Genomic DNA, 12,053 nt, shown 5'->3' with positions numbered 1-12,053 from the left:
TGTTAATCTGCGAATCCCTTGTCACAGATAGACTTGTCGCGTAGGAAATCCCCACCCCATAACTTGAGGTACCGAAACAACAATGAAACAGACCAATCGAAATTTCACCCTAATTGAACTCTTAGTCGTCATCGCGATCATCGCGATTCTCGCTGCCATTCTCTTCCCCGTCTTCGCCCAAGCCCGTGCAAAAGCCCGTGGTGCAGCCTGTCTCTCTAACGTCAAGCAAATTGGAACGTCCATGATGATGTACGTTCAGGACTACGATGAAACGACTCCCTCGGGCCGTGGTGGTGGCTGGGAGTGGTGGACAGAGCTCATGCCTTACATCAAAAACTTAGATGTTCTAAACTGCCCCGATCGCACCAATGGTGGTCCTCGCACTCAGGGTAGTGCGGCAGGTGTAGCGAATGGCTGTGTGGGTGGTGTTTTCACCCAGAGCCGCTTGGCGGGTTATGGCTACAACTGGGGACCGATCAACTACCGTGGTGGTGGCCTGATGGGGCGATCCACACCGATTGGAGCGGGCTTCTGTGGCAGTGGTAGCCCGGCACCAGGAAATCATCATCTGGGCACTTCTATTGCCTCCATTGACTCTCCGGCGGAGATGTTCGCCTACGGCGATACCTACGATACACCACGCGCAACGGTCGGTATCGGCTTTGCAATGGACGGCGCGGGCACCATGAACCGCAACTCCCAGATGCGGCATGGAGCGCAGTACAACATGGGCTTCATGGATGGTCATGCCAAGAACGTCAAGATGATCGGTGGCTTTATGACGGGTGGTTTTAATGGCCGTATGGTCATGCCTGCCAATGCGAATATTGGCCGCAGAGCTTACTGTGCTGATCCTGGTTATATTGTTTCCCAGCCAACAGTACAAGCCGATGGCACCAACATTCCCGGCACATTGCGCTGTGATCAGGTGACAGACTGGATCTTTGCCAACTACCCACGCTGTCCGGCAACCGGTGGCACAAACTGCCTCTGGCTAGATTAGGAGCATCTCTCATGAAAATCAAGTTCTTAGGTGTTTGTATGCTGGCACTACTTGCAGTCGCAGGCTGTTCAAAACCGGAACCAACGGTTATTGATCAGAACGCAGCAAAAACACAGCCTGGTGCAGATACACCACCAGCCGTTCCGAATCCAGCAGCAACAGCGGCGCTGAGAGCCGAAAAAGAAGGTAAGTAGCCACCGGCACTTAGACACGTAAACGAGAGGCTCCTTCGGGGGCCTCTCTGAATTTTAGACCATGCAAAAAACATTCCCTCATTTTGGTGCCCCCGCAGGCACGCAGTTCGCGAAAGTCGTGCCCGGCGGAACGACGATTCTGCCCAATGGACGCTTTGTCACGCCGCTGGGCAAGCGGCTCTGGGTGCCGCGTGAGAACTTATGGAGCGTCGGGCTCTCGCCCAATGGTAAGACACTGACGGGGCTTTTTGAGGGAGGATTGGCGCTCTGGCAGCTAGGGACGGGTGAGACGAAGCCCAAGGTGATTAACCGACGTGACGCGGGCTTTTCCGGGGTGTTTACCAAAGACGGGAGCCGCTATATCGTCTCCAGCGGCGATGCGGGGCATGGGATCGAGATCTACAGCACGGCAGACTGGGACGCGGAGACGGTAAAGATCGCGGCGGATAAAGAAGCCTACATCAACGACATCGCCCTCTCCCCCGACGAGCGCTGGGTCTACGGCGTGGACGTGGCGCGGCAGAAAGTGGTGGTCTTTGATCTGAAGGAAGGGAAAGTCGCCGCCGAAGTGCCTGCGGGGCGGCAGCCGTACTCATGTGTGCTCTCCGCCGACGGCAAGCGGCTCTTTATCGCCAATATCGGCATCTTCGACTACAGCCTCGTCCCGCCACCTGCGCCCGGAAGTGGCGGCAGCAAGCGCGGCCTGAACGTCCCAGCGTTTGGGTTCCCCTCGAAAGAGGCAGAGAACGGCGTGGAGCGCGAGGGACGGAAAGTGCCGGGCCTGGGAAGCCCCTATGTGCCGGATGCGCAGAGCCTCTGGGCCTATGACGTGAGCAATCCGAGTATGCCCAAAGTGACGGCGAAGGCCAAGACGGGGATCTTAATCCATGCGCCTGCCGATGGCGGCAAGTCTGTGGGCGGCAGTGCGCCCAATGCGCTGCTTTTGCGCGGGAGCCTGCTCTTTGTCAGCAACGCCAACAACGACACGGTGCAGCTCTTCGATGTCGCGACCATGAAGTCCCTCAAGAGCATCAAGCTCACACCCACCAAAGAGACAGCGCTCCTGCGGGGCGTGATCCCCACGGGCATGGCGCTCAATAAAGCCGGGACACGGCTCTATGTCTGTGAGGCCGGAATCAATGCCGTGGCGGTGATTGACCCTAAGGCGGGTATCGTGCTGGGCCATATCCCCACAGGGTGGTTTCCCACGCAGTGCGTGCTCTCCCAAGACGAGAAAACGCTCTATATCGGCACGCAGAAAGGCCTGGGTCGCGGCCCCAGCGGCACCAAGAACCCACGCCCGGCTTCCGATGAGCGCTCCGGACTCTCCGCAATGCCCGGCATGGTGGACGCCGTCTCGTTGACAAGCCTGAACTTAGCCAGCACCACAAGAGCCGTGCTCGCGAACAACGGGCTGATACCCAAACCTGCTCCCGCGCCCAAGCTCCCCAAAGAGATCGAGTACGTGGTCTTTATCACCAAGGAAAACCACACCTTTGATGGGATTTTCGGCACGCTAGAGAACGCCGCCGCCGAGCCAGAGTACGCCGAGTGGGGCGAGCGTGGCTGGATTCGTGAAAATGGCAAGGATGAGCGCGTCCCGATCATGCCCAACCACCTCAAGCTGGCGCGGCAGTTTAGCATCTCGGACAACTTCTACATGGAGCCCGATGCCTCTGGCGACGGGCACAGATGGCTCGTCGGGGTCTACCCCAGCCTCTGGACGACGCGCGTGTTCTACTCCGGCTGGAACTTCTCGCTCTCGGAGAGTGCCCGGGGCCGCATGATCAGCTTTGGCTCCAACGGCAGTCAGATCCCCGAGGATTATCTAGAGAACGGCTCGCTCTGGGAGCACCTAGCGCGGGGTGGAATTAGCTTCCGCAACTACGGCGAGGGCTACGAGCTCCCCCACAACGACGAAGGCGAGCCAGTGAGCAAGTCCGGGGCAAACATGCTTGTCAACTTCCCGATGCCCAAGGTGCTCTACGACAATACTTGCTTTAACTTCCCCGCCTACAACAACAATATCCCCGATATCGCCCGCGCCGACTGGTTTCGTGAGGACATCGTGGACTACCGGAAGAAGCATAAAGGCGCACTGCCACGCTTTATCAATATCGCCATCTGCAACGACCACGGCGCGGGCAAGCGCCCCGAGCGCGGCTACCCCTACACCGCCAGCTACATGGCCGACAACGATCTGGCGCTGGGCCGCATTGTCGAGTTTCTCTCTCAGCAGCCCGAGTGGAAGAAAATGGCGATCTTTGTAACCCAGGACGACTCCGGGGGCGACGGCGACCATATTGACCGGCACCGCAGCTTTGTGCTAGGGATCGGCCCGTGGATGAAGAAGCACTACGTCGCGCACCAGCACACGAGCATCATGAGCATCCTCAAGACCATCTACCGGCTCTTTGGGCTTGGCCCCAACAACCTCTGTGATACCCTCGCCACCGATCTCTCGGAGATGTTCACCACGACGCCGGACTTCACCCCGTACAAGCACACCCCCGCCGATCCGCGCGTCTTCAAGCCTGCCGACACATTTGACCCGTCTGACCCGCAGTTTAAAAAACGGCGCGGCGAAAAACCCGATGTGCCCCTCGACGATCCCCGGTTCATTGACTCACTGCGTCAGCGCTGAGGCCGCTCAGTCCTGAGACTGAGGCCTTCTCTCCGGTTGGCACAGACCCCTCGGAGCGTGGTCACAAGCGGCGTGAGCAAGCCCTACAGCGCCGACGCGGCACCCGCTAGCGCTGCTGCCAGGTTCGCTAGCCTGCACGGAAATCGTGCGGCTTTTGGGGCACTCCGTGCCGCCTCCTCATCCCTCGTCAGTAAAATGGGGCCGCACGGGATTTGAGACAGATTCGCGGTTTTCCCAGCCACTCTCGTCATAATGCTACTATGAAAACCTATCTTCCAGTTACTCTCACCCTATTGGGCTTAAGTGCTTCTGCTCTAGGTTATGCAAGGCAGCGTCCTATTCAAATCGGCAAGCACCTACCAACAATCTCTGCAACAGCGGCATCGGGTCGCTGGTTGGAGCGAGCGGCACTAAATCCCGCAACGTATGGGCGAGTGAGGGGCGTGAGTCCGGCCAGTACTGCTGAAGCAAAAATAGTGGTCTACACACCTACTCTCAGCGAGGATTTCTTTACATTAGCCCGCGAAGTGGATCAGCTCATCGAGAAGCACCCCACGCTGGAGTGGTCGTTTGTACAAGTCAGCGATCCCAAGGGTGCCCAGTACGGTGGCTACACGGCAGAGGAGCTAAAGACGCGCCTTGATGAGATCAATGCCCTTGTAAAGAAGCACAAGCTTAAACACCTGTCGTTTCTCGTCTCTGCTCCCCCCGCTCGGGCCGGTGATACGACGGTTACGCTCGCCCTTGCCCAGCGGGATACGACGAACTCAAAGCGTACCGTGGTGGTCTGGACAATGCAGATGGATGGGACCAAGCTGGATAAAGCGACGATCAAGAAACTAATCTCGGAGCTCTCTGTTACAATAGGGAAGTGAATACAACCTATTTAGAAACCGCCGTCTCCCTGGCTAGGCAAGCCGGGGAGATTGGGCGTACGATCTTTACCACGGCGCGTGAGAGCACCTGGAAGTCCGATAACACCCCCGTCACCGAGGCGGATATCGCCATCAATGATTTAGTCATTCGCGAGATCTCAAGAATCTACCCCGACCACGCAATCATTGGCGAGGAGTCCAGCCAGCCCCACGAGGGTGCCGATCATGTCTGGGTCTGTGATCCCATTGACGGCACGATCCCCTACGCCCTCGGAATCCCCACGTCTGCGTTCTCTCTTGGGCTGGTAGTCAACGGCATCACCGAAGTCGGAGTGATCTATGACTTTCACGCCGACCGGATGTACACCGCCGAGCGCGGACGCGGCGCGTTCTGCAACGGAGTCCCCCTCACCGCGTTTACCGGCACGAGCCTGCGTGCCACGGTCACCGATGTGGAGGGAATCTGGTGGAGCGGTTTTCCCGTGGGCGAGCTCACCGAGCTCCCAAGCCTCCTAGAGCGCGAGGGCAGTAAGATCTTAAAAGTCTGCTCGATGGTCTACGCCGGATTATTAGTCGCACGCGGCGAGCTAGCCGGGATGATCAGCCGGGGCGACAAGCCCTGGGACGTGGCGGCAATGGACCTGATCGTCCGCGAGGCAGGCGGCTGCGTGACGGATCTCAAAGGCAACCCGCTCCGCTGCGACGGCCCCATCCCCGGGAGCGTAGTCTGTGGCAAAGGGGTGCAGGACGCCTACCTGAGCCTGATTGACGAGGCTTTTAACACCCACTAACACCTGTCAGAACCCACCCGCCTCGTTCCTCGGCACCCTCCCTCAGGGCAGGGAGGGTTAGGGAGGGTTTTCCAGCCCCTTCCTTCGGAGAGGGAAGGGGGCCGAGGGGATGGGTTCGGGACGGCTTCAGACAGGCGTAACGTCCAGCACCACGCCCAAAAATCCCCCTGCGGCAGCGAGCAGCTCGCGGGCAGTGCTGGCATCCACGTCTTTGCGGGCCATCACGATCCCGACTTTCGCCGACCCGCCGGACTCGGTGAGAAGCCGGGCGGCGGTGGTTTCGTCCGTCTGGCCCAAGTCCGCAATCAATCGCGTGGCGCGGGCGACAAGCTTGATGTTAGTGGCTTGAACATCTACCATGCGATTGCCAAGGGTCTTGCCGATCTTGACCATGGCGCCGGTGCTGAGCATGTTGCAGATGAGCTTCTGCGCCGTGCCGGACTTGAGCCGCGTCGAGCCCTGGAGCACTTCTGCCCCCACCACAGCCTGAATTGGAATATCGGCATCATCGCAGAGCGGGGCGGGCGTGGCACAAGCAACGCCGACAGTGATGGCTCCCAGCTCTTTCGCTCGGGCAATCGCGCCGCGCACGTAGGGAGCGCCGCCCGAGGCGCTCATGCCGACGATGACATCGTGCTTTCCGACATAGACGCTGTCCATCACATCGGAGCCAGCTTGCCTATCGTCCTCGGCTCCCTCAATCGCCTTGGTGAGCGCACGCTCTCCGCCGGCGATGATGCCAAAGACTTGCTCGACAGAGACGCCGAACGTGGGGAGGCACTCGCTGGCATCGAGCACGCCAAGGCGGCCCGAGGTGCCCGCCCCGACATAGATCAGCCTGCCCCCGGCTCGCAGTCCCTCGGCGATGGCATCCACGGCGCGGGCGATCTCGGGGATGCAGCCCCGGACGATCCCGGCGACTTTCTCATCCTCGTCGTTGATGCGGCGAAGCATTTCGTCGGTGGGCAGGCGATCTATGCCATCGGTGTGCGGGTTGACAAGTTCGGTACTCGGAAGTGTGTTCATGATAAAATCTTACCCTATGCCAACCTACGGATACCGCTGCACCGTGTGCAGCCATGAGTTTGAGCGGGTTCAGAAGATGAGCGACCCACGTATCACCGAGTGTGAAGAGTGTAACAGCCCCGTTAAGAAGATCATCTACCCTGTCGGGATTTCGTTTAAGGGCGAGGGTTTCTACATCAACGACTCCAAGAAAGAAGCCCCCAGGGCCAAGCCTACTACCAAAGAGACCACAACAGAAGGCGAGAGCAAGCCCGTCGAAGTCAAGACGGAGACGGCAACAACCGAAACCAAAACGGAGACAACAAAAACGGAGACGCCTCCGGCTCCTGCGGCGAAGACCGAGACTAAGCCCACAACGCCATAACCTATCAGGCAGGGTATACTTCTCAGGAATGACTCCACTCCCCCTCGCTCTCTCAGACTCCTTTGGCCGTCGCATCGAGTATCTGCGCATCTCGCTGACAGATCGCTGCAATCTTCGGTGCGTCTACTGCATGCCTGCCGAAGGCGTCCCCTACGAGGAGCTGGACAATGTCCTGAGCTTTGATGAGATCGAGCAAGTCGTGCGGGCGCTGGCCAGTGCGGGGCTGAAGAAAGTGCGCCTCACGGGTGGCGAGCCTCTGGTGCGCAAGAACACCCCGGAGCTGGCGGCCCGCTTAACAGCGATTCCTGGCATTCAGGAAGTCACCCTCACCAGTAATGGGATTCTGCTTGCCCGTGATGCCCAAGCGCTCTGGGATGCAGGGATTCGGCGCGTGAATATCTCCATGGACACGCTTCAAGAAGAGCGCTTTGTCAAGCTAGCCCGCCGCGAGGAGTTTGCACGCGCTTGGCAGGGCTTGGAAACAGCCCTTGCTGTCGGCTTTTCTCCCATCAAGCTCAACTGTGTCTTGATGCGCAGCATCAACGATGATGAGATCGAGGCGTTTGGACACCTCACCATAGAGCGACCGATCTCGGTGCGTTTTTTGGAGTACATGCCCATTGGTCAGGTGAGCAATGCCCAGTGGCGAGCGCAGTACGTCAGCAATGAAGAAGCCGTCGCAACCCTCAAAAACCTCTGGCCAAACCTAGAGACGCTAAACGACTCGCCGGAGAGCACGAGCCGAAACTTCAAGATTCCGGGAGCCCTGGGTACGGTGGGCGTGATCAACCCCATCAGCCATAAGTTCTGTGACGGTTGTAACCGGCTCCGGCTCACCGCCAATGGCAAGCTCGTCCCCTGCCTTGCCGATAACTTCGAGTACGACTTGATGGCTCCTCTACGAGCCGGTTGTACGGAGAGTGAGATATTGGCACATGCAGCCACGGCGCTGTCACACAAGCCCATCCAGAGTGATTTTGAGGGACGCCTCGCACGCGGCGGGAGCCTGCGCACGATGTCTCAGATTGGCGGCTAGGACGCTTTTTCGTCGGACTTGGACTCAAACTCTGCAATTAAATCTTGAAGCCCTTGCGAGTCCAGCTGGTGGTGAAAGTCTGCCTGCTCACGAAGTGTGATGGGCCCCTTTGTCGCTAGAATTCCTTGGGTAGAGAGATCGAGTTCAAGGGTGGCATCGGAAAGAATTCCTTGATCCCACTCTTCCTGGCGCAAGAACTGTTCGCCTCGTCTTCGGCAACGAGAACATCGGTAGCGTACCAGGACATAACTAGGGCCAAAGGGCCTCGGGTAGTACCCGGCCCGTAGAACTTCCCGCTCTCCAACACGCTGCCCACATGTGCAGCGAAGGGCTGTCCGTCCCATCTCATCCCTCCCAATGCGCACTATGGCTCCGCCATGCACCGCCCAATTGTATCATCCCTATTTTACGGGCGCACTAAGCAAACCTAGATTTGAGCTGGATCGTGATGCGCTTTCGGCACCCGAAGTTCCCGAGTAAAGCGACCCGATCTTGCCCTCTTGCTTCATCTGTTCTTTCGTCACCCCGAGAGCCAATTGAAAGGGTTTTTCTTCCGTCACTTTCAGTTTTTCGTCCTCAATGTCACCACTGACGAGAGTCGTCTCAATCCGTGGAGCACGTGCAACCTGGGTTGCGGGTTGAACGACTGCCGGTGCGGGTGTCGGAGTGCTCTCGGTCTCACTCTTGGTAGCCGCAGTCCGTCCCCCCACGGAGATACGCGCAACTCCCTGAGCACCTTGTGGACGAGACATCTCCGGCATGGGAGCGACCGACTTTGAGACATGCGATGGATCAAACCCGATCTGGGCTTTCTCTTTAAGCGCGACCATTCCGGCTCGCTTCCAAGAAGCAACAGTCTCCGCTTGTCTTTTATCTGTGCCAGGCACAACGGGACGAGGTGTTGGCGCGATTACTACCGGAGCCGGGCTAGCAACAAGTGGAGTCGCTTGTTCTTGCGCATCGGGCGCGGGGCTGGGAGTCGGGACCGCCGTCTCATTGCGTACTGGCTCGGGTGAGGCTGGCACTATGGGAGCAGGCGTAGGAGTAGTTATGGCGACTCTAATTGGGCTTGTGGGCTCTGTTTTGGGTAGGCGTGGCAAAAAGACAGCACAGAGAGCCGCTGCCGTGACAGCCCCCCCCAGCGCGAAACGAACCGGGGCGGGACGTAAAGATACCGTGAGGCGCTCCCAGAACGTCGGGCGGGCGTCGGTGGCCGCCGCAATACGCTCCGACAGACCACGGGGTAGTGGCTGAAGCGACGGTGCAGGAAGGGTCTTGGCCAGCAGTGCGGCGAAGGCCTCTTCTTGCAGTGTATCGGTCGTGATTTCCTCAGGATTCATTTTTTGCGCTCTTGGTCACAATCTGTCTCATAATGACGTATAAGATGTGTATGCCGTTAGAATCGGTTGCGGAAGCAAAAGTTTCAAGATTCTTTTTCTACGGCATGGTACAACGAGGATACTATGGCCGAAAACAGCAATTCTCCCAGGAATGAGTCGGGTGGGCTCAATCTGAAGAAATTTAACTCAACCAGTGTCACCACAACAACGGATGTGATCACTCCCAAGGTCTCCTCACAGGAGAAAGGCCGTCGTGCTGGTTTAGTATTGATCGTGATCGTGGCTCTAGGGGCTCTGGGCTTTATGGCCTTCCGTAGCAGTGGCTTCAATCCGTTTGAAAAGACAGGTGACGGCCCTGGTTTGGCCCGCCCCGAACCCAACATGCCTCAGTAAGAAAGTCAGCAGCGATGTCCAACGAGCGTGTTGTCTGTGCGGCCTGCGGGTCGAATAACTTTGCCACCCAAGCGGCCTGCTGGAAGTGTGGCCGAGGCTTGACGGCGGCTCCCCCATCGGCTCCATCGGCTGCCATGCCCACTCCCTCAGGAGGCGCAGGCGCGATTCCTGTTGTTGCTCGCCCGGCCTACTCTGCCGACCTGCGCCAAGAGTCCCCCGCCGCGTTCTGGTCTTCGGTGGCACTTGGTATTGTCTTTCCCATGATCTCGATCCCCGTCGGGATGGTCTTCCTAATGCTAGACGATAAGCGCAAGGCTCAGATTGGCTGGTGGAATATCTTGTTCGGGCTTGTCGGCACACTGCTCAATGGGATTTTAGCCGCTGTGACCATCATGCCACTTCTGATGGGAGCCACCAAGATGATTCCGGGGATGGATCGCCTCGGGGGTGGCTCACGCGCTCAAGACATGAACTCTGAGGTTGCGCCCCTTGATCTTCCCGGCCAGCGCCCCTTTGCCGCCCCTCCGCGATGAGTGACACTATCGTCGCGATCGCAACGGCAAGCGGCCCCGCGGGCGTCGGAGTGATTCGACTCTCCGGTTCTGATGCTGTTCCCATCGCCGCTCGCGTGGTGCGGCGCTCTGTGGCGAGGCTTGCTCCCCGAACGCTTTCCCGCGCTACCGCCTATGCTCTTTCCAGTGACGAAGCCCTCGATGATGGCCTGATCGTGCGGTTTCCTGGCCCGCACTCGTTCACGGGCGAAGATGTTGTGGAGTTTCAGGGACACGGGGGAGCCGTCACCCTTGCGCAAGTATTAGGGGCGTTCTTGAGTGCCGGAGCACGCCTTGCACGACCAGGGGAGTTCTCTGAGCGGGCGTTTCATAATGGCAAGCTGGATCTGGCACAGGCGGAAGCCCTTGCGGATCTTATCTCGGCGCGCTCGGTTGCAGCCCAGCGCGTGGCCCGTCGGCAGCTTGAGGGCAGCCTCTCACGGGAAGCAAGTGCAATCGCCTCGGACCTACAAGAGGCGCTGGCTCGCTTAGAGGCCACGATAGACTTTCCCGAGGATGTGGGGGAGCTGGTTCCCGAGACCGTGGAAGCGCCTCTTGCCCGTGCCGCTATCCGACTGGAAAAACTTCTGGAAGGAGCCCGCTACGGACGAAAGCTCACCGAGGGAATCACGGTCGCGCTCACGGGCGAACCCAATGTCGGGAAGTCATCGCTACTCAACGCGCTGGCAGGAGCCGAGCGCGCCATCGTCACGGAGATTCCGGGTACGACCCGCGATATCCTCGCCGAGGAGCTGGTTCTCGCCGGGGTTCCGGTGCGCCTCCTCGACACAGCGGGCCTGCGCGAGACCGACGATGTGGTGGAGAAGATCGGGGTGGAGCGCGCCCAAGCCGCCGCCGCCACTGCGGATGTGATCATTGTGGTGCTGGATGCCACCCGCCCGGCTCCGATGCCAACAGCACTTCCTGCGGGAAATGTCGTGGTTGCGATCAACAAGTCAGATCTGGCAACGCCACAGCGAGAGAGCTTCGGCACTGTACCCGTTATCTCCGTGTCCGCAAAAACCGGTGCGGGCCTTTTGGAGCTGGCGCAGGCCGTTGTGGGCAGCTCCCAGCCCGCCGCCGACGCCCCACTGGTCACCCGCGCCCGCCACGAGGATGCCCTGCGACGCGCTGCCCTACACATTGCCGATGCAAGAGCCACGCTGGCCGCAGGGCTTCCCGCCGAGCTGATTGCCGTAGACACGCACGGCGCCATGGCCGCCCTCGGTGAGCTCACCGGCCAGACCACCCGCGAAGAGATCATTCAGGGGATTTTTTCAAGATTCTGCATCGGGAAGTAGCTCAGAGCGTGCCGTAGAGCCGGTCACCGAAGTCGCCGAGGCCGGGGCAGATGTATTTTTTGTCGTTGAGCTGGCGGTCTAGCGACGCGGCATAGATGGGAACATCCGGGTGAGCGGCATTGACAACGGCGACTCCCTCCGGAGCGGCCACGACACAGACCAGGCGCACGTCGGTGCCCCCTGCGGCCTTGACCAGCTCGATGGCCTGGTTCGCCGAGCCGCCGGTCGCCAGCATGGGATCTACCACCAGAGTAGTCTGTCCCACCACGTTGGGGAGCTTGCAGTAGTAGCTAGATGCCACGGCGGTCGCATGATCCCGCTCCAGCCCAATATAGCCCACCGAGACATCGGGGAACAGCTCCAGAAATGGCTCCAGCATGGCAAGCCCCGCCCGCAGAATTGGAATGACGACCAAACCATGCGCTAGTGTCTGTCCCTCCATCGGCTCCAAGGGCGTCGTAATCGGCGTCGCCACCGTCGGCAAGTCTTGCGTTGCCTCCAAAGCAAGCAGCGTCGTCAGGCGGCGCGCGAGGGG

At 59.4% G+C, this 12,053-nt stretch carries 14 protein-coding genes; 10 read left to right on the top strand and 4 right to left on the bottom strand.

Annotation, left to right across the window (positions count from 1 at the left end; translation table 11 throughout):
- Nucleotides 1-82 precede the first annotated feature (82 nt).
- The 5 genes from RMO15_RS24200 to RMO15_RS24180 all read left to right on the top strand — a co-directional run bounded on the left by RMO15_RS24200 (nucleotide 83) and on the right by RMO15_RS24180 (nucleotide 5,507).
- A complete protein-coding gene (locus RMO15_RS24200; RefSeq protein WP_309718584.1) occupies nucleotides 83-1,003 on the top strand; it encodes a DUF1559 domain-containing protein in 921 nt (306 codons plus the stop codon).
- Between the two features lie 11 nt (nucleotides 1,004-1,014).
- Entirely contained in the window at nucleotides 1,015-1,197 is a 183-nt protein-coding gene (locus RMO15_RS24195) for a hypothetical protein (protein WP_309718581.1), read from the top strand.
- A gap of 61 nt (nucleotides 1,198-1,258) precedes the next feature.
- Nucleotides 1,259-3,841: an alkaline phosphatase family protein gene (locus RMO15_RS24190; protein ID WP_309718578.1), complete on the top strand. Its 2,583-nt coding sequence runs from the start codon at nucleotides 1,259-1,261 to the stop codon at nucleotides 3,839-3,841.
- A 476-nt stretch (nucleotides 3,842-4,317) separates the two neighbouring features.
- Entirely contained in the window at nucleotides 4,318-4,716 is a 399-nt protein-coding gene (locus tag RMO15_RS24185; protein ID WP_309718575.1) for a hypothetical protein, read from the top strand.
- Complete coding sequence (locus tag RMO15_RS24180) at nucleotides 4,713-5,507, top strand: inositol monophosphatase (RefSeq protein WP_309718571.1); 795 nt, start codon at nucleotides 4,713-4,715, stop codon at nucleotides 5,505-5,507. Before RMO15_RS24185 ends, RMO15_RS24180 begins: the two co-directional genes overlap by 4 nt.
- A gap of 126 nt (nucleotides 5,508-5,633) precedes the next feature.
- On the opposite strand, the gene murQ is transcribed toward RMO15_RS24180, so the two are convergent.
- Nucleotides 5,634-6,533 carry an N-acetylmuramic acid 6-phosphate etherase gene (murQ, locus tag RMO15_RS24175; RefSeq protein WP_309718568.1) on the bottom strand — a complete coding sequence of 300 codons (900 nt, stop codon included), beginning with the start codon at nucleotides 6,531-6,533 and terminating at the stop codon, nucleotides 5,634-5,636.
- Between the two features lie 16 nt (nucleotides 6,534-6,549).
- Here murQ and RMO15_RS24170 point away from each other — a divergent pair, with 16 nt between their 5' ends.
- Both RMO15_RS24170 and moaA read left to right on the top strand, forming a co-directional pair.
- Complete coding sequence (locus RMO15_RS24170) at nucleotides 6,550-6,897, top strand: FmdB family zinc ribbon protein (protein WP_309718564.1); 348 nt, start codon at nucleotides 6,550-6,552, stop codon at nucleotides 6,895-6,897.
- A gap of 28 nt (nucleotides 6,898-6,925) precedes the next feature.
- Entirely contained in the window at nucleotides 6,926-7,933 is a 1,008-nt protein-coding gene (moaA, locus tag RMO15_RS24165) for a GTP 3',8-cyclase MoaA (RefSeq protein WP_309718561.1), read from the top strand.
- Here moaA and RMO15_RS24160 read toward each other — a convergent pair.
- Together RMO15_RS24160 and RMO15_RS24155 are read right to left on the bottom strand one after the other, a co-directional pair.
- Nucleotides 7,930-8,127, bottom strand: coding sequence for a hypothetical protein (locus RMO15_RS24160; RefSeq protein WP_309718558.1), 198 nt, complete (start codon nucleotides 8,125-8,127; stop codon nucleotides 7,930-7,932). The two genes, moaA and RMO15_RS24160, sit on opposite strands and share 4 nt — an antisense overlap.
- Nucleotides 8,128-8,334: 207 nt before the next feature.
- Nucleotides 8,335-9,273, bottom strand: coding sequence for a hypothetical protein (locus tag RMO15_RS24155; RefSeq protein ID WP_309718556.1), 939 nt, complete (start codon nucleotides 9,271-9,273; stop codon nucleotides 8,335-8,337).
- Between the two features lie 123 nt (nucleotides 9,274-9,396).
- On the opposite strand from RMO15_RS24155, the gene RMO15_RS24150 reads away from it, so the two are divergent.
- From RMO15_RS24150 to mnmE, 3 genes are read left to right on the top strand one after another with little or no spacing between them, the layout of a single operon-like run.
- On the top strand, nucleotides 9,397-9,666 hold the full coding sequence (locus RMO15_RS24150; RefSeq protein WP_309718554.1) for a hypothetical protein: 270 nt from the start codon (nucleotides 9,397-9,399) through the stop codon (nucleotides 9,664-9,666).
- A 14-nt stretch (nucleotides 9,667-9,680) separates the two neighbouring features.
- Entirely contained in the window at nucleotides 9,681-10,199 is a 519-nt protein-coding gene (locus tag RMO15_RS24145; protein ID WP_309718552.1) for a hypothetical protein, read from the top strand.
- The gene (gene mnmE / locus RMO15_RS24140) at nucleotides 10,196-11,518 is read left to right on the top strand and encodes a tRNA uridine-5-carboxymethylaminomethyl(34) synthesis GTPase MnmE (RefSeq protein ID WP_309718549.1); all 1,323 of its coding nucleotides are present in this window, start codon (nucleotides 10,196-10,198) and stop codon (nucleotides 11,516-11,518) included. The genes RMO15_RS24145 and mnmE overlap by 4 nt, the downstream gene beginning before the upstream one ends.
- A gap of 1 nt (nucleotide 11,519) precedes the next feature.
- On the opposite strand, the gene upp is transcribed toward mnmE, so the two are convergent.
- Nucleotides 11,520-12,053, bottom strand: a 534-nt coding sequence (upp, locus tag RMO15_RS24135; RefSeq protein WP_309718546.1) for a uracil phosphoribosyltransferase, incomplete at its 5' end; no start/stop codon positions are given.

The organism is Armatimonas sp. (assembly GCF_031410135.1).
In the GTDB taxonomy this organism is placed as follows: domain Bacteria; phylum Armatimonadota; class Armatimonadia; order Armatimonadales; family Armatimonadaceae; genus Armatimonas.
The sequence above is the reverse complement of the archived record's forward strand: the minus strand, read 5'-3'. Positions and strand labels throughout refer to the sequence as shown.